This is a genomic window from Kordiimonas aquimaris (assembly GCF_025574485.1).
GTDB lineage: Bacteria > Pseudomonadota > Alphaproteobacteria > Sphingomonadales > Kordiimonadaceae > Kordiimonas > Kordiimonas aquimaris.
In genome coordinates this window covers 93455-109356 of sequence record NZ_JAOBPO010000007.1, presented here as the reverse complement: position 1 = coordinate 109356, position 15902 = coordinate 93455, and the positions used below count along the sequence as shown (strand labels likewise).

Annotated in this window: 15 protein-coding genes; 9 read left to right on the top strand and 6 right to left on the bottom strand. The window is 44.3% G+C overall.

All coding sequences use genetic code 11. The features are described 5' to 3' along the window. The 4 genes from OEU88_RS17045 to OEU88_RS17030 form a co-directional block, all read left to right on the top strand. A partial coding sequence (locus tag OEU88_RS17045; RefSeq protein ID WP_262696420.1) for a flagellin occupies nt 1-525 on the top strand: 525 nt, incomplete at its 5' end. Between the two features lie 207 nt (nt 526-732). Next, entirely contained in the window at nt 733-1086 is a 354-nt protein-coding gene (locus tag OEU88_RS17040) for a flagellar protein FlaG (RefSeq protein WP_262696419.1), read from the top strand. A gap of 201 nt (nt 1087-1287) precedes the next feature. Next, entirely contained in the window at nt 1288-2133 is an 846-nt protein-coding gene (locus OEU88_RS17035) for an AAA family ATPase (RefSeq protein ID WP_262696418.1), read from the top strand. 9 nt (nt 2134-2142) lie between these two features. Continuing rightward, the gene (locus OEU88_RS17030) at nt 2143-3318 is read left to right on the top strand and encodes a vWA domain-containing protein (protein ID WP_262696417.1); all 1176 of its coding nucleotides are present in this window, start codon (nt 2143-2145) and stop codon (nt 3316-3318) included. A gap of 107 nt (nt 3319-3425) precedes the next feature. Here OEU88_RS17030 and OEU88_RS17025 read toward each other — a convergent pair whose 3' ends face one another. From OEU88_RS17025 to OEU88_RS17005, 5 genes are all read right to left on the bottom strand, one after another. Next, nucleotides 3426-4793, bottom strand: a complete 1368-nt coding sequence (locus OEU88_RS17025; protein WP_262696416.1) for an alkaline phosphatase PhoX — start codon at nt 4791-4793, stop codon at nt 3426-3428. A gap of 213 nt (nt 4794-5006) precedes the next feature. Further along, complete coding sequence (locus tag OEU88_RS17020) at nt 5007-5513, bottom strand: hypothetical protein (protein ID WP_262696415.1); 507 nt, start codon at nt 5511-5513, stop codon at nt 5007-5009. Continuing rightward, nucleotides 5506-6057: a response regulator gene (locus OEU88_RS17015; protein ID WP_262696414.1), complete on the bottom strand. Its 552-nt coding sequence runs from the start codon at nt 6055-6057 to the stop codon at nt 5506-5508. The genes OEU88_RS17020 and OEU88_RS17015 overlap by 8 nt, the downstream gene beginning before the upstream one ends. Before the next feature lie 64 nt (nt 6058-6121). Next, nucleotides 6122-6478, bottom strand: a complete 357-nt coding sequence (locus OEU88_RS17010) for an Hpt domain-containing protein (protein WP_262696413.1) — start codon at nt 6476-6478, stop codon at nt 6122-6124. After that, entirely contained in the window at nt 6478-6756 is a 279-nt protein-coding gene (locus OEU88_RS17005) for a hypothetical protein (protein WP_262696412.1), read from the bottom strand. The genes OEU88_RS17010 and OEU88_RS17005 overlap by 1 nt, the downstream gene beginning before the upstream one ends. 175 nt (nt 6757-6931) lie before the next feature. Here OEU88_RS17005 and OEU88_RS17000 point away from each other — a divergent pair, with 175 nt between their 5' ends. Genes OEU88_RS17000 through OEU88_RS16985 form a run of 4 tightly spaced genes read left to right on the top strand, consistent with a single transcriptional unit; the run spans nt 6932 to nt 12767 of the window. After that, nucleotides 6932-9715 (top strand): coiled-coil domain-containing protein, encoded by a 2784-nt coding sequence (locus tag OEU88_RS17000; protein WP_262696411.1) that lies wholly within the window; start codon nt 6932-6934, stop codon nt 9713-9715. A gap of 23 nt (nt 9716-9738) precedes the next feature. Next, the gene (locus OEU88_RS16995; RefSeq protein ID WP_262696410.1) at nt 9739-10815 is read left to right on the top strand and encodes a TRAP transporter substrate-binding protein; all 1077 of its coding nucleotides are present in this window, start codon (nt 9739-9741) and stop codon (nt 10813-10815) included. Further along, nucleotides 10815-11402: a TRAP transporter small permease subunit gene (locus OEU88_RS16990; RefSeq protein ID WP_262696409.1), complete on the top strand. Its 588-nt coding sequence runs from the start codon at nt 10815-10817 to the stop codon at nt 11400-11402. The genes OEU88_RS16995 and OEU88_RS16990 overlap by 1 nt, the downstream gene beginning before the upstream one ends. Before the next feature lie 3 nt (nt 11403-11405). Further along, nucleotides 11406-12767, top strand: a complete 1362-nt coding sequence (locus OEU88_RS16985; protein WP_262696408.1) for a TRAP transporter large permease — start codon at nt 11406-11408, stop codon at nt 12765-12767. Nucleotides 12768-12772: 5 nt separating this feature from the next. Here the strand turns inward: OEU88_RS16985 and OEU88_RS16980 are convergent, their stop codons facing one another. Further along, complete coding sequence (locus OEU88_RS16980) at nt 12773-13897, bottom strand: DUF2336 domain-containing protein (protein WP_262696407.1); 1125 nt, start codon at nt 13895-13897, stop codon at nt 12773-12775. 348 nt (nt 13898-14245) lie between these two features. On the opposite strand from OEU88_RS16980, the gene OEU88_RS16975 reads away from it, so the two are divergent. Continuing rightward, the gene (locus tag OEU88_RS16975) at nt 14246-15817 is read left to right on the top strand and encodes an alanine/glycine:cation symporter family protein (RefSeq protein ID WP_262696406.1); all 1572 of its coding nucleotides are present in this window, start codon (nt 14246-14248) and stop codon (nt 15815-15817) included. The last annotated feature ends 85 nt before the right edge of the window (nt 15818-15902 follow it).

Here is a 15902-nt window from a genome sequence, read left to right as displayed (position 1 = left end):
TCCGGTCTTGATACTGCCAGCCGTAATGCACTCAACAATGATTTTACGCAGCTGCGTGATCAAATTACTTCAATCGTTCAGAACGCCGAATTTAACGGCACTAACGTTGTGAACACTGGTGGTGATGCGATTGTAGCGATTACCAATGATAGTGGTACAAACACCATTACAGTCGGTGCGCAAGATCTGTCACTTGGTGGCGGTAACGTAACAATTACTGCTACTCAGGACATTAACACACAAACAGAAGCTGCAGCAGCGGTAACGGCGATTGATGCGTCAATTGCAAACGTTAACACCTCACTGTCTGCATTGGGTTCAGGTTCAAACCGACTTGAGCTACAGCAAACGTTTGTAACGCAACTGTCTGACTCAATCGAAGTTGGTATTGGTAACCTTGTAGACGCCGACCTTGCACAAGCAAGTGCAGATCTGCAGTCGTTGCAGGTACGACAACAGCTTGGCCTACAAGCCTTGTCGATTGCAAACCAGGCACCATCGGCAGTTCTTGGACTCTTCCGATAAAATAGAACTGGGCGAGCTTACTTTATTAACAAGCTCGCCCAGCTTTAAATAAATGAAGAGTTTGCAGAGCTTATCTTGCAACAGCCAATAGTAACAAAGAAAATTGGCACATGTGATTGAAAGGGCGAATTTCGTCCGGAGCGGAGCATGACTGAAATTGGAAACACAAATAGCAATACACAGGTCGTCCCTATAAGAAGCGCCTCTGTGCAACGTTCAGAATCTAACAATTCTGGCGATGCTGGAACTTTGACTGCACCACAGACAAGGCAAGCTTCTTTCGAACCACCAGAAGAAACTAATGGTACCTTCTTAAGGTTAACAGAAGGTGACCCATTGGTTAGAGCTGCTGAAGCGTTGGAAGAATTAATCCCTGAAATTGAGCAAACGCCAAATACGCGCTTGCGCATTGAAAAGGATGAGGAAACCGGGCGCTTCATATACTCAAATGTTGATAATGAATCTGGTGAAGTTGTTCGTCAATTTCCGCCTGAAAGCATTTTTGAATTTTTAGCATCATTCAGGAATGTTGAAGGGCTATTAGTAGACGATGAAGTATAGACGACTGTAATTGCTAAATTACTTGAGGCCTAATTAACTCAAGATGATTTTACTGACCTTGCTATGTCTCCTACACAAGAGCGCAGCGGGCTTTTTCTGTTTGTAGTAAAAGCATATAATTGTTTTAAAAAATGTGTGGACAATCAACTGTCTTGCGCTACGTCTTGCCTATATATTTTTTGACTTCAGGAGATGGTCCCCATGAAATTTGCGGGTACTGATAATTACGTAGCAACAGATGACCTTAAAGTGGCAGTAAACGCAGCAGCTACTCTGCGCCGCCCTCTTCTCATTAAAGGTGAGCCTGGAACAGGAAAAACCGTTCTTGCGCAAGAAGTGGCTAACTCTTTCGGCGTAGAGCTTATCGAGTGGCACATTAAGTCCACAACAAAAGCGCAGCAAGGTCTCTATGAATATGACGCCGTTTCTCGCCTTAGGGATAGTCAGCTAGGCGATGAAAAAGTAAAAGACATTAGGAATTACATCAAACGCGGTAAACTGTGGGATGCCTTCACAAGTGATAAAACGCCAGTGCTATTGATCGACGAAATAGACAAAGCCGATATTGAATTCCCAAATGATCTGCTACTTGAATTGGACCGCATGGAATTTCATGTTTATGAAACCGGTGAAACGATTAAAGCCGTTAACCGTCCAATCGTCATTATTACATCAAACAACGAAAAAGAGCTTCCAGATGCTTTCTTGCGTCGATGTTTCTTCCACTTCATTAAGTTTCCTGAACCCGAAACAATGAAGCATATTATCGATGTTCATTTTCCTGATATCGATAAAAATTTGGTTAAAGAAGCGCTTAACATATTCTTCGAAATTCGCGAAGTACCAGGCCTTAAGAAAAAACCATCAACTAGCGAATTACTTGATTGGCTAAAACTACTTATGGCTGAAGAACTACCTGAAGAAGTTTTAAAATCAAAAGATCCTTCGAGTCTCATACCGCCTCTCCATGGCGCTCTTTTGAAAAACGAACAAGATGTTCACTTATTTGAACGGTTAGCATTCATGAACCGCAGAAAAACAACATAGAGTACCCCAATGTTCATTAATTTCTTCTATGAACTTAAAGACGGCGGGCTACCCGTTAGTATCAAGGAATATATGACCTTGATGGAAGCAATGGAAGCAGGATGCGCGAACTATAGCGTTGACGATTTCTATTTTCTGTCCCGATCTATTTTCGTTAAAGATGAAAGCAAACTAGATAGATTTGATCGTATCTTCGGTAAGGTGTTTGAGGGTATTGAGTTTATAGCTGATGACGAAGCACATGAGATACCAAAAGAATGGCTTGAAAAGCTGGCTGAACTATATCTCAGTAAAGAAGAAATGGATGAGATCAAATCTTTAGGTGATTGGGACGAGATTATGGAGACGCTGAAAAAGCGCCTCGAAGAACAAGAAAAACGCCATCAAGGTGGCAATAAATGGATTGGCACTGCTGGTAAAAGCCCTTTTGGGGCATATGGTTACAACCCCGAGGGTGTCCGAATTGGGCAAGACAAAGGCCGCCATGGCCGCGCAATCAAGGTTTGGGATAAACGCGAGTTTAAAAATCTTGATGACAGCATTGAGCTTGGCACCCGTAACATCAAAGTAGCCTTGAGAAAACTACGACAATTTGCACGTGAAGGCGAAGCAACAGAGCTTGACCTTGATGGCACGATCCACTCAACCGCACATAACGGCTTTCTTGATATTAAAATGGTTCCTGAACGCCATAACGCTGTAAAACTGCTTCTATTCTTCGATGTTGGCGGTTCTATGGACCCGCACATCAAAGTCTGCGAAGAACTGTTTTCTGCTGCTCGCAGTGAATTTAAACATTTAGAGTTTTTCTACTTCCACAACTGCCTTTATGAGCGCGTCTGGAAAGACAATAGCCGCCGCCACAACGAAACAATGTCGACAATGGATGTTTTGCACACCTACCCTCATGACTATAAAGTCATTTTCATTGGTGATGCATCAATGAGCCCTTATGAAATAACTTATCCTGGCGGGTCAGTTGAGCATTGGAATGAAGAATCAGGCGAAGTCTGGATGAAGCGCCTTGGTAATATTTATCAAAAATCAGTGTGGTTAAACCCAATACCTGAAGAACATTGGCGTTACAGCCAATCAATTCAAATCATGAAAACATTGATGCAAGATAAGATGTACTCACTGTCTCTATCAGGTATTGATAGCGCTATGAAAGAACTGCGACGTTAACTTCATATAAGTAAGCATCTACTTTAGTTTTCCGCCTATGGCGACACAGCATTAAGCGCCCATTCTTGACTGACAGATTGTGAAAAACCTAAGCACAAGCTCAAAACTTACTTCAGATTGTCCCATGGACCAGTAATCGCAAGCGTCATTGCTGGGCTATATACATTAACAAAAAGAGTAGCCCCGTCCGGTGAGAAGCATGCACCCGCAGGTTCAGTTTGAACCCTCAGCCTTGCGAACGGATACACTTCTCCGTCAGGAGTTACTCCCCTTAAATGATTATCGACAACCTCCGTATATTGATCCTCGCAAACAATTAGGTGGCCATTTGGAGCAACGGTAAGGTTGTCACCGTAATTGAAGTTTTTCGGGTCATCTGATTCAAGAAACAGTTGAAGTTTCCCGGGAGTTTGCGCTTCTTCAGCGAGTCCTTCATGTGCGGATGGCACATAACGCATGATTTGGCCAAGCTCAGCCGCGCCGCCAGAAGTGCATGTGAAATATAATTCACTATCGCCCCAGTGTATTCCTTCTCCGCGCGCAAAAATGGCCGCACCGTCAGCATGCCCCCGCAACCGCAAGTCATCTTCTGGGCTATCCGTGTTGTCTAAATCAATCCAGCGGACATTACGCCAGTTACCTAATTCAAAACCAACAGTTTCCCAATTGCGAGTATCACTGGAAACTGTATCTTCAACAAAAGCCATGGCTTGCAAACGGCCACCTTTACTCAAGTCACCGTTTACATTGGGTAAGAAGCGATAAAACAAGCTATCGTTTCGATCTTCAGTTAAATAAACAATACCTGTTCTTGGATCAATTGCAGCTGCCTCATGATTAAATCGACCTAACGCTTTTAGTGGAACAGGGTCAACCAAGCCTGTCTCATTGGCTGGCACTTCAAATACCCACCCATGATCTTTCCCGACCATTTCACCGGCGCGAGATACATTCTCTTCACATGTCAACCAGCTACCCCATGGAGTAATGCCGCCAGAACAGTTACGTATTGTACCCAACAAGCTCATGTGCTCCCGAACACGCTCGCCGGTTACCATGTTGTAGACGATCGTAGACGTTCCCCCTGGCAAAGGCCTCCCTTCATCATCTTTGTCGAAGGTCAATATATCCGACGATTGCTTAGCTGGAAACGGGCCAAGATCATGCCGGTCTGAAGGAAGTTCGTGATTACGAACAAGGGCTACGTGATCACTATCAAGCTTAAAACAGCCCATCCCATCGGCCCTATCAGGAACCAGTAATCCGTCATCCATGTGATCCCCTAGAGACGAAATAACGCGGTAAGAGAATCCTTCGGGCAAATCAAGCAATCCATTCTTGTCCGTCCTCAAGTCACCATATCCAATACTCATTGGTTGTTTGCCATAAACCTCAAGCGCATTGGCATTTTTTGCCAAGCCCATAAATGCTACGCTGCCGGCTCCAATAGCAAATTGTCTACGAGATATTTTCATTGATGATCCTATGTATTACCATGCAAGATATTAAATGCTGCGAAATCTTGACTCGCCGTCCAACACTAATGGAATGCACAGTCTTTTAGCAAGTATTCATGAATTTTGAATTACACACCATCATACTTGACAGCATTTTTAAAAGCGAAGGTCTGTAATATTAAGAAAGCTTCTTAACTACCAAGCTGTGCAATAGATGTTGAGGTATGTTCGTTAGCTATCATCATACTTAGCAATGGCTTCGTTGAGGCTTTCACTTAATTTTTCACCCATTTCGCCACCGTCACCCGCTACACGCCCGCGAATGACAGCCCGCATTGCATCAAGGTGTGATTTAACTAACTCAATCTGATTATCCGTTATCTCTCCGGGGCGTTTGACGGTAAAACCATATAACGAGTCAGAAAAAGCCGTGATGAGCGGGTACCCAAATGTGCCGCCCTGCCCCTTCATGTCGTGCGCGATACGATTAATTTCTTCGAATAATTCGTGCCTTTTTTCTGGTGTATCAACACAGCGACTGTGTTGTTCTTGAAGCTTAACTATCAAACTAGAAACCCAATCAGGGTAATCTTCTGACATTTTTGAAAGCGCTTGCTGAGCTGCTTCCATTGCTTCCTTAGAAATAGACGTGTTGCCAGGTGCCAGGCCCGCTGTTTTTTCTTTCAGCCGGTTTTTAAAGCGATAAAACCTTACGATTACTGGTTTATTCTTATCCACGAATAATCTCCACACCCTCGCTTTTATCGTTTAGTATGCGCCTTTCAGGCCCCCCAAAGTCTAATTTTTGCCGTCTTCGGTCCGGTCCAAAGAAATCTTTTGTATGCACAAACTGTCGTGGGCGCTCGATTATACTAATCAGCTTCTCACCAATGTGTTTGATCGTGAAAGGCTTTGCCAACATGTCAGTCACACCCATTTCGCGCGCTTGCAGAACACGTTCTGGCTCAGTGTAACTTGTGATAAACATAAATGGCACAAACCGATCTGGGCTATCCTTATGTCTGCGGACCCAGCGCAAGAACATCATGCCGTCAATTGGATGCATATCCCAGTTTGAAATAACAATATCAATCTGCTGAACACCAACACGCATGGGCTCGTTCTTTACTCTTTGTAAAAAATGAATCGCGTCGCCGCCATGTTCAACAGCAAAAACATTTCCAACGCCTAGAACTTTCAAAGAATTGACCAAGAGCGAACGTATAAACGGACTATCTTCCGCCAGTAATACATTAACCCTATCAAAATCATAATCAGACATTCACACAAACCCTTGGTGTCATAACCCAGTCTCAAAATGGACGTTACATATCAAAAGTTAATTATTACAAAACTCTATTAGGAAAATAAGCAGCTTTTATAAAATTAATTGTCTCATCAAGAACTTGGTGCAAAAGAAGTAGCATGGTCCGCTGGTCAGCATTAGAAACTTGCTTTACACCAAGCTTTTCAGCCTTCTCAGCAATTTCAGCTAAACGTTTAGCCCCAATCGCACGTGCAGTCCCTTTGAGTTTGTGTGCATCAGAACGCCAATTCTCATTATTGGGTCTGGAAAGCGTTGCCAAGTAACTAGGGGCATTTTCTATAAATAACTCTAAAATACGTTTTTGAAGGTCTTCATCGCCACTTGTGTATGAAAACAGGTGTTCCTGATCTAGAATAACAACATCGGAGTGAATCATTACTTGGATTTTAAGGCTTTCCGGCCTTGTTCCGTTAATTTACATACTAGCCAATCTGGTTTAGCTGGATTCCTAAACCAGTGTTCACACCAACCATTCTTAATACACGACTGAATCGTCTGCGCTTTATATCGCTGACCATCAACATCAAACAATGGCAATTTACCGCCAGGTTGCTGCAGGCCGCGCATCAAATATATGCGCTGCACATTTGTAGGTCGTGGTGTTTTTAATCGCCTCTTAGCAACTGAGAGGCTTTTATCTATACTGTCTGACATTACCTTTTCCTGTCAGCTTTATATGCGGTATATAATATGCATCATAGCCGACGCTCATTTTTTTGCCACAACTCTCGTTTAATACTGCTGAATATGATCGTTCAGGCAACGCAGGTATTGACGCTGGAAAGCTAAAGTGAAACTGTGAAATTGATCATGGGCAGGAACGGGGAGCATGATGTCCAGAGTGGATACAAATTTTACTGACGTTAGTCAGGACGTCGACAAAACTGATAATCAGACAATTGAAACCGAAAATCAGCAACAAACTGTACGACAACGGTCACGTAACAAACGTCGACTGCTCCCTGTTATACTGGCCGGTACAGCGTCAACCATATGGACCGCTGCATCCATTTACTTTTTACTGTCTACAGAATTTACCTCACTGACAATCATTGAGCTTGCCAGCATTGTTGCCGGCTACAGCACCCCTATTGCAATATTTTGGTTAGTGGCGCTTGCTTTTCAGCGAACAGACCCGTTGTTGGAACGACGTCTGGCCATTGCGCAGAACCTGCATAAAGCAGTTGCTCCAGTAGAAATTGCAGAAGAACGCTTAGCCCAGCTTAATAAGACACTGACTAAAGAACTTACAAATATTGATGCTGTTGCAGATTTGGCATCTGATCGCCTAAGTAATCTGGAAAACCGCTTTCAATCTCAAATCAGTGACCTTTTTTCCGCAACTGCAGACACGGAAGCGCGCACAGTTAGCATTAGAGAGTTACTGGCGCGCGAAAAAGACTCAATTGAAGTGTTAACCAAAGATGTCGAAACGCGCATGGAAAACCTTGAAACGCTTGTGCAAAGCATTCATGACCGTGTCGAAGGTGCGGGAACATCAGCTGCAGCGACAGCTGACCATGCACGCGACCGCGTTAACACAAGCCTTGATGCCTTTGGTAAAGCAACTGAAGATTTCGAAACGCGCCTTGATCGCGCCGGTGACCATGTCAGCGGACGCGTTAACGAGGTTCAGGAGATTGCCGTAGAGGTCGAGCTTCGCCTACAAACCGTAACAGACAAAGTTCTGGGCGGCATGGAGAAATTCCGCCATGATGTTGAAGGACTGGAAGGTCGCTCAGCCGAGTTATCAGAGCATATGCACACCCAGGGTTCTGTACTGAAAGAACTAGCGGAGCTGGCCGCAAAAGAATCTGAAAAAATAGAAGCGACACTGCGCAGTCATGTCGGCGAGGTTCGAACAGCAGCTACTGAAGCACTAGAGAGCACTAACAATGTGTCTAAAGTATTCTCAGAGCGCGCAACCTTCATGTCTGAACAAGTCATCAATACAGTAAAGAACGCTAGAGCTATGCTGGAAGAAGCAGGTTTGTCACTGGAAGAACATAGTACCTCTGCCCTTGAAGCAAGCGCACAAGTTCATGCACAAACGATTAAAACAACAGAAGAAACAGGCAAACAGGTGCTAGAGCACGCCAAACAAGTGGATATGGTTCTTGAAGACGGCCTTGATCGCGCGAAACGTGCTTTATCTTCAACGATGGAAGCAATCACAAGCCATAGCAGTGCTGCTGCTGATGAAGCAGAAGCAACAGCGGAACGGACCTTGCAGCATATCCGTCAGTTGCGTGCAAGTGTTGAAGATCAAATGAATGAAATGGCTGTTAAAGGCGAAAACGTTGCCAAGGATTTAACAAACGCTGCGGAACAAATAGCTGAAACCACGGGTAATTTATCCGAACAATCACAGAAAACAAGTGCTGACATCGAAGGAGTCCAAGCGAAAATGGGAGAGCAAAGCGGCTTGCTCTCTGATCTCCTTAACGACACGAGGATGAAGTTATCACGCCTTGAGGATGATCTAACACGTCAACGCGATGCTTTGCATGCAGCTTCTGACGACGCAGCACATAAGGTTATTGAGGCAGCCGAAAGGTTTACAGCACAAAGCCACAGCCTTCAGGAGCAGGCAACAACTGTAGAAAGCCATCTTTCTGAGAAAGCATCAGCATTAGCAAGCAATGTTACCGATATTGATCAAAAATCCGAACTCGCAGCTCAAACACTTGAAACACAAGCGAGCAAGCTATCAAAAAGTTCTGAAGAACTTGATAGTCAACTACAGGACACCAGCCAAAAACTTGGTCGGGCAGCCGAAGCATTTGCCGGGGAACGCGAGCGTATTGCTCAAGAAGCTGGCGAAGTTATTCAGAACCTTGATCGCTCAACGGAACGCATGGATGCACAGATTGCACGCTTCGCGGAAACATCGACAGATGCGGCAACCCGCCTCGACTCTGCAAGTCAGGCTTTGATGGATCAAACAGAACGTGCTCAAAATGATATGCGTCGCTCTGTTGATGAAACTGGCGCAGAGCTGACGGCAAGCATGACAGCAATCAGTGACCAGGCAAACGAGCGTATCACTTATTTGCAAGAACAAATGCAAGCCACACTTAACCGTGTACTTGAGGATTATCAAAACACTGCTGAAAAAGCAGAAAAAGAAAGTGCCTTTCTCGCTAGTCGCCTAGGCAATGAATCGTCCAAAATTGCAGAGCAAGCTCAACACTTTATTGAGAAAACTACGGAAATTGAAAAACGCATCACATCTGCCACACGTAACGAATTTGCGCGCACTTCAAAATTACTAATGGAAAGCCTGCAGTCTGTATCTATCGATATTAACAAAGCATTATCGCACGATATGCCTGACACAATATGGGAAGATTACCTTGAAGGCGATAAATCGGTCTTCATGCGTCGCACGCTAAAAATTGGTGATCGCACAACGCGCAAGGCCATTGCTGATAAATTTAAAACAGATAGCGAATTCAGAGAAAGTGTCGCACGTTACTGTCGTGATTTTGAAGGTATGATGGAGCGCGCCCAAATTGGAGATCGTGGAAGCGCACTTTCGATTACGCTTATTTCATCTGATATGGGCAAACTATATATTCTGCTTGGTCAATCTCTTAAGAAATTCAACTAACCAATTGTGTTATAGAGGTTTTTATGTTTCGTCATTATATTGCTGCATGCGCAGCAATGGTTATCAGCAGTTGCAGCCCTGACAATAGCGCTGACACAAACTCAGATGCACTTTCAACTAATGAAGCGCCCGTTAAGTGGCGAATGACCAGCACTTATCCGTCAACACTGTTACAGATTGGAACATCCGGCAAACGTATTTCGACTGAACTAAACAAAATTTCAAATGGAGCAATAGAATTAAAATTCTTTGAGCCTGGTGTACTTGCGCCGCCGTTTGAAACATTTGATGCTGTTAGTTACGGCGCAGTGGAAGCTGGATGGTCAACACCAGGGTACTGGGCGGGAAAAGAGCTCGCGCTCCAACTTTTTGCATCAATGCCCTTCGGCCCTTCTGCCCCCGAGTACCTAGCATGGTTTGATTTCGGCGGCGGCAAAGAAATGTTTGAAGAGATATATCATACGCATAATATTCACAGCATTGTTTGCGGCTTAACGCCGCCTGAGGCATCAGGATGGTTCAAGCGTGAAATCAATACGCTTGATGACTTTAAAGGTTTAAAGATTCGCTTCTTTGGTCTTGGCGCCAAAGTTTTGGAAGAGATAGGCGCGGCACCACAATTAATTGCTGGTGGCGAGATATATCAGGCTCTTGAGCTTGGTACTATTGATGCCACAGAATTTGCAATGCCGGCTGTTGATGAGCGTATGGGCTTTTACGAAGTTGCCAAACATTATTATATGCCAGGCTGGCATCAGCAGTCGACTTTCTTCGAGTTGATGATCAACCTTGATGCGTGGAACAGTTTAACCGAGAATCAGCAATTGCTAATTGAAACAGCGTGTTCAGCTAATATACGCCATGCTATCTCAGAAGGCGAAGCTTTGCAGCCTGATGCATTGGAACGTCTTGTTGAACATGGTGTTCAAATTCATACATGGTCACCGGAAGTTCTAGCCGGCCTTGAAGCGGCCTGGAACAAAGTGGCCAACGACATGCAAAACCAAGACCCAAACTTTAAACGTGTATGGCAATCGCTTCAGGCTTTTCGTGCTAAATATAAAGGGTGGGCCGATCGCGGTTACCTTAAAAATAACTGATGCAGCATATACTTAAAATTGCAGACTTTATTGACGGTATGGCCGTACGCGCAGGCAAGTTGGCAGCATGGTTTCTTATTGCATTGGTCATTGTTATCATGCTCGATGTCACTCTAAGACATTGGTTTGTCATTGGTTCAACAAAACTGCAGGAAATGGAATGGCATCTACACGGTGCACTCTTCTTACTATGCCTAGGTTGGACATATAGCGCCAACGGCCACGTCCGTATCGAACTCTTTAGCGAAAAATGGAACCCACGCACACGTGCGATCATAGAACTTTTGGGATGTATGGTATTTTTACTACCTTACATCGCAACTATCGTTTGGTTTGGTTTTGATTATGTTGAATACAGCCTCGCTTATAATGAAGCTTCACCCTCACCTACAGGCTTAACAAATCGGTGGCTTATTAAAGCGGCTATTCCTGTCGGCTTCTTGCTCCTTGCGTGCTCTGCCTTTTCGAAAGCACTTAAAGCAATCGTTTTTCTGTTCGGGTCTGCGTCACTTGCACCCCATACAGGCTTTTCTGGCGATAAAACACGTAAGGCCTCCATTACTTTAGCCAATACTGTTGAGACATAATTAATGACTGAAGTAATCGAACTATTACCTTTTCTTATGTTTGTAGTCTTGATCCCACTATTATTCACCGGGTTTCCTGTTGCGTTTGTTCTAGGCGGTGTTGGTTTAGGGTTTTGGGCAATTGCTGTTGTTTTAGGCTATGAAAACCCAAACAGCTTTTTTCTTGTGGTGAGCCGCATTTTTGGCGGGGTAGTTAGCAAACAAGTACTTGTTGCGATACCAATGTTCATATTTATGGGCACTATGCTTGAAAAAAGCGGTATCGCCAGAGATTTACTCTCTACGTTGCAGCTTATGACACGACGCATTCCGGGTGGCTTAGCGCTATCTGTGACCACGCTGGGTGTCATTCTTGCTGCTACAACAGGTATCATCGGCGCTAGTGTGGTTATGATGACCTTGATGGCCTTGCCCATCATGATTGAACGCGGCTACGATCGACCGCTTGCCACTGGCACTATCGCTGCATCAGGTACACTTGGTATTCTCTTGCCGCCATCTATTATGCTCGTGGTCATGGCAGACCTTTTAGGGACATCAGCAGGCGGATTGTTTCTGGCAGCGATTGTCCCGAGCCTGATGCTCGCCGGTTTATATTTTAGCTATATATTGATACGCGCATTCATCAATCCAGACTTGGCACCACCATTAATGAAGAACGAAATTACAGAACCACTTTCTGCTGGCATGATAATACGCAGTTTCGTGCCGCCAATTTTGCTGATTATTATGGTTTTAGGTTCAATTTTTGGCGGTTTTGCAACGCCAACAGAAGCTAGTGGTGTTGGTGCATTCGGTGCACTTATTCTGGCACTTGTACGCAAGCAATTAAGTTTTAAAACACTAAAAGATGTTGTTGAGCGGTCTGCACTTACTACCACTATGTTGTTTGGCCTATTTGTAGGGGCGACAGCTTTTTCATACGTGTTTGCATTGCTCGGTGGTCATGATTCAATTTTGCATATGATTGAAGCTACAGGTACTGGAGCATGGACAGTTCTCGCTGTGCTGATGATAACTATCTTTATCTTGGGTTTTTTCTTTGATTGGATCGAAATCACACTGATTATATTGCCAGTATTCGCACCCGTAATAGCGGCGCTAGATTTTGGTGATCATCTTCCTGCGGCAGGCATGACAACTACATGGTTTGCTATTTTAATGGCTGTCAATTTACAAACCAGTTTCTTGACACCACCCTTTGGCTTTGCACTTTTTTACATGAAAGGTGCCGCAGGTGAACTGGTAGAGCTTCGCGATATATACCGCGGCATTATTCCATTTGTGGCATTGCAATTACTTGGCTTGATTGCTGTTCTCTTGTGGCCAGAAATTGCATTATGGCTACCGCTTAGATCAAATTAGGCAATTTATAGAGCAGCCGCTTGAGCTGATGAAGCTGAACCAAGTTTACCTATAAGATAGTCAAGGTTTTCTGTATCGATGTCATCTTCAACACGTGTAAGAACACGCTCAATCATTAGTTTTTTGTAAACTTCACGATCATCACCGCCTGTCATTGCCATTTCTTCTGAAACCTCAAGTGCAGCACGCGCCATTCCCAGAAATTGATCAGGCATATTTGCAGCATCAAACAATCGCTTTAATCCCAGGTCACCGCCATCGTGCACCAATTTATAAGCATTCAAAACAGGAATTTTCACTCGCTTAGCCAAGGCAACTTCAAAAAAGGTTGTGTCCCCCATGCATAGTGCTCTCAGCATAAGAGTTGGAGTCAAACGACCATTTGCATCAAGCTGATCAACCAATTCCTGAATAGTGCGCTGGCTGCCGCCTTCTACTAGAGACACAGTCGCTTTTTCCCGGCTTTCCAGTAACAAGTCACTAGCTGTCGCCGGTGAGATACGATTGTGTGTCATAATATGGTCGCGAAGTTGCTCGGAAACCATAGTTACCAAACGCTCTGAAACACCAACAGGCAAGTCATTGCGTTTAGCCATTGGGTCTTTAATGGCGTCACTATCAGCAAATTTATCAAGCACCTGTTCATATGTTGCCTCATTGATACTTGCGCCGTTATTCGTCACTAATTTTGCTACAACATGTTCATTGTTGGTTTCTACTAGTGCGCCTGCCAATTCCTCAGACACGCTTGCGCGGCCAGCAACAGCTTCCTGAACTTCCGAGTTGCGCGTGCGAACAATTTCGATGAGATCTTCATCGGTCAAGACCGTTGAACTTTCGATCATCGGCATGGCAACAGCTTCAACATCTTTAGCAAGAGTTGCTGCAATATCATGCGGTACAAGTGGGTTATCCTTGAGACTATCAGACAATGCATGACGCACCCGTTCAGCTGCATCACTTAACATAGCACGAAAAATATCTTCCGCTATGGCACGTTCACTCTTGGAAAGCTCTTTACCTTCAAACGTAGCAGCAACTTTACGGGCTGCTAATGCTCGGTTATCACTATTCGGATCCTGCAACAGCTTTGCTACATCTGCGCTTGAAAGTCTGGATGTCTCTGACAAGGTCGCTACCCCATTATATAATTAATGCCTGACATTTCGGATATACTGCTAAGTATCCTTCGAAACGATTTAGGAACGTTAAGTCAAACAAGTTAATTGGCAGTTAAAGGTTCTCTAAAGTTTTATTGGCAAAGCACTGATACAAGTAGCTAACTAGGAATAAAGTTTAGAAAAATATTAAAAAAACACAGAAACTTCACTGTTTTTTGAGTTGCTTCATCTTTCCGTTGAGCCTAGCGGTCATTCCGGCTAGCATTCGCCAACTTTGAAAACAGTGATTGCTACAACAACAGTATTTACGCTTGTAATCACACAAAAAGACTAAATTACCTTGAAGGGGGAGACTGAATGAAACGCCTTTCGGCATTTATTGCGCTGGCATGCGCGGCATTAGCACTGATCACACAATCAGCTTTTGCACAAGATGGCGGCACAACAGTTGTTGATGCAGTAAATAATTTCATGGCTCCAGTAGCTGCTTTTATTGACACAGTCATTTTTGTTACCATTCCAATGGATTGGTTAGTAAGCGAGGCACCTGGCATACCTATTATTGTCATCTGGTTACTTGGTGGCGGCATTTTCTTCAGTTTCTATATGGGGTTTCCTAACCTTCGCGGCTTTAAACAGTCGCTCAAGATTGTACGCGGAACATATGACGACCCAGATGATCCCGGCGAAGTCACACACTTTCAGGCGTTAACGGCTGCAGTATCGGGCACCGTTGGCCTTGGTAATATCGCAGGTGTTGCTATCGCTATTTCAATTGGTGGTCCCGGTGCGACTTTCTGGATGATCATGGCTGGCTTTTTTGGCATGACGTCAAAATTCGTTGAATGTACGCTTGGTGTTAAATACCGTCAAATTGATGAAAACGGTGTCGTTTCTGGTGGCCCAATGTATTATTTGAGCCAAGGCCTTGCCAATCAAGGTATGCCTAACTTGGGTAAGGTACTTGCCGTAATAGCAGCAGTGTTCGTTATTGGTGGTGCATTCGGTGCTGGCGCGTTATTTCAGGTCAACCAATCTTCAATTCAATTTACCAATGAAGTAGCGGCCTTAACTGGTGGAAGTGATAGCTTCCTATATGGTCGTCCGTGGTTATTTGGATTAGTTTACGCTGCTGTAGTTGGCATGGTAATTATTGGTGGTATTCGCCAAATTACCCACGTCACTGAGTTCCTCGTACCTATTATGGCCGTTATATATATTACAGCATCATTTGTTGTAATTTTTGGTCATGTCACAGAAATTCCATGGGCATTTGGCCAAATTATTTCTGGTGCTTTTACAGGCGAAGGTATCACCGGTGGTATTATCGGCGTTCTCGTACAAGGCTTGCGCCGCGCAACCTTCTCGAACGAGGCTGGCCTTGGTTCTGCATCAATTGCACACGCAGCAGCTAAAACAAAAGAACCCGTTTCTGAAGGCTTGGTTGCTCTGCTGGAGCCATTTATTGATACAGTATTAATTTGTACAATTACGGCGCTTGTAATCATTCTTACAGGCTCAGTTGACGGCAGTGACACAAGTACCCTTGCGGGTATCTCGCTAACGTCCAAGGCGTTTGCAACAGTGATTGACTGGTTCCCGTATGTGTTGACTATCGCAGTTGTGATGTTCGCATTTTCAACGTCACTTACCTGGTTTTACTACGGTCAGCGTTCATTCTTATGGCTCTTTGGCAACAACAGAGCTGCCGACCTTGGCTTCAAGATGACATATTTGATTGCTCTTTTTGTTGGCTCAGCTATGTCCCTTGCACCCGTTATGGGAATGGCAGACGCCCTGCTCCTTGCTATAGGTTTCCCAAATATACTGGGGCTATATCTGATGAGAAAAGAAGTGCGCGCAATGATGGATGATTATTTTGCCCGCATTAAATCCGGCGAAATAAAACCATATGTTGCTAAAGACTAAGATTATTTGAGCTTATATAAAAGCTTGGGTAAACATTAAAATGTATCAATGCGTGCGACCTTCCGTCGTACGCATTGATTGATTA

Excerpts from the sequence above, each read along its gene's own strand:
- OEU88_RS17035 (WP_262696418.1), top strand. The coding sequence starts at position 1,288 with ATGAAATTTGCGGGTACTGATAATTACGTAGCAACAGATGACCTTAAA.
- OEU88_RS17030 (WP_262696417.1), top strand. The coding sequence starts at position 2,143 with ATGTTCATTAATTTCTTCTATGAACTTAAAGACGGCGGGCTACCCGTT.
- OEU88_RS17025 (WP_262696416.1), bottom strand. The coding sequence starts at position 4,793 with ATGAAAATATCTCGTAGACAATTTGCTATTGGAGCCGGCAGCGTAGCA.
- OEU88_RS17015 (WP_262696414.1), bottom strand. The coding sequence starts at position 6,057 with ATGTCTGATTATGATTTTGATAGGGTTAATGTATTACTGGCGGAAGAT.
- OEU88_RS17010 (WP_262696413.1), bottom strand. The coding sequence starts at position 6,478 with ATGATTCACTCCGATGTTGTTATTCTAGATCAGGAACACCTGTTTTCA.
- OEU88_RS17005 (WP_262696412.1), bottom strand. The coding sequence starts at position 6,756 with ATGTCAGACAGTATAGATAAAAGCCTCTCAGTTGCTAAGAGGCGATTA.
- OEU88_RS17000 (WP_262696411.1), top strand. The coding sequence starts at position 6,932 with ATGATGTCCAGAGTGGATACAAATTTTACTGACGTTAGTCAGGACGTC.
- OEU88_RS16995 (WP_262696410.1), top strand. The coding sequence starts at position 9,739 with ATGTTTCGTCATTATATTGCTGCATGCGCAGCAATGGTTATCAGCAGT.
- OEU88_RS16990 (WP_262696409.1), top strand. The coding sequence starts at position 10,815 with ATGCAGCATATACTTAAAATTGCAGACTTTATTGACGGTATGGCCGTA.
- OEU88_RS16985 (WP_262696408.1), top strand. The coding sequence starts at position 11,406 with ATGACTGAAGTAATCGAACTATTACCTTTTCTTATGTTTGTAGTCTTG.
- OEU88_RS16975 (WP_262696406.1), top strand. The coding sequence starts at position 14,246 with ATGAAACGCCTTTCGGCATTTATTGCGCTGGCATGCGCGGCATTAGCA.